The organism is Mesorhizobium sp. M7A.F.Ca.CA.003.01.2.1, from assembly GCF_003998945.1.
In the GTDB taxonomy this organism is placed as follows: Bacteria; Pseudomonadota; Alphaproteobacteria; order Rhizobiales; family Rhizobiaceae; genus Mesorhizobium; species Mesorhizobium ciceri.
This window is the reverse complement of sequence record NZ_RZRA01001405.1, coordinates 1-929: the sequence shown is the minus strand read 5'-3', so window position 1 is coordinate 929 and position 929 is coordinate 1. Positions and strand designations below refer to the sequence as shown.

Here is a 929-nt window from a genome sequence, read left to right as displayed (position 1 = left end):
TGCGAAGGTCTCACGACAAAGGTCGTCGCTCTCCGGCATCCAGCAACCATTGCCGCACGGCTTGCGTCGGCTCGGGGTGGCGCTGTTTTCTCGGCATCACGACATAAAAATCCTGCGTGCCGCGCATTTCGCCGCTGACGGGCTGAACCAGACGGCCGGCGGCGAGGTCGGCGGCGACGAGAAAGCGGCTGGCCAGCGCAATGCCCTGGCCGGCCACCGCCGCGTCGATGGCGAGGCCGGTCTGGTTGAAGCGCATGCGTTTGAGTTCGGTCGTCATCTTCAGGCCGACGGCCTTTTCCATGAATTCCGGCCACAGATTGTGGGCATCGTGCAGCAGTACGTGGTGCTGGATTTCGGAGGCCGCGATCTCGATCGCGCCGGCCGGCAGCAGGGCCGGGCTGCACACGGCGACGATCTGCTGGGGAAACAGCAGGTCGACGACCAGCCCGGCGCCGAAGGGTGGGCGGCCCTGCCTGACCGCGATGTCGACGCCATCGGCCTGGAAGCTCGACAGGCTTTCGCTGGCCAGTACGCGCAGGTCGACCAGCGGGTGGTGCGCGACGAAGTCGTGCAGTCTCGGGATAAGCCATTTGGTGGCGAAGCTCGGCGTCACGCTGATCGTCAGCCGCGCCGGCTCGGGACGAAGCAGCAGCGTCGCCTCCGAGATCAGGTCGAAGGCGCGGCGGATGTTGGGGACATAGGCGCGGCCCTCATCGGTCAGCGCCAGGCCGCGCGGCAGCCGCTCGAACAGCTTCGTGCCGAGATCGGCCTCCAGCCCGCGAATGTGCTGGGCGACCGCCCCTTGCGTGACGTTGAGCTCTTCGGCCGCGATGCGGAAGTTGAGATGACGCGCCGAGGCTTCGAAGGCGCGCAGCGCATTCAACGGCGGCAAGCTGAGGAAGGTTTCGGGCATGCAGTAGTTTTTCTAC

Annotated in this window: 1 protein-coding gene; it reads right to left on the bottom strand. The window is 66.4% G+C overall.

Annotated elements, in window-relative coordinates; all coding sequences use genetic code 11:
- Positions 1 to 10 precede the first annotated feature (10 nt).
- Positions 11 to 913, bottom strand: a complete 903-nt coding sequence (gene gcvA / locus EN969_RS33030) for a transcriptional regulator GcvA (protein ID WP_063168574.1) — start codon at positions 911 to 913, stop codon at positions 11 to 13.
- Between the last annotated feature and the right edge of the window lie 16 nt (positions 914 to 929).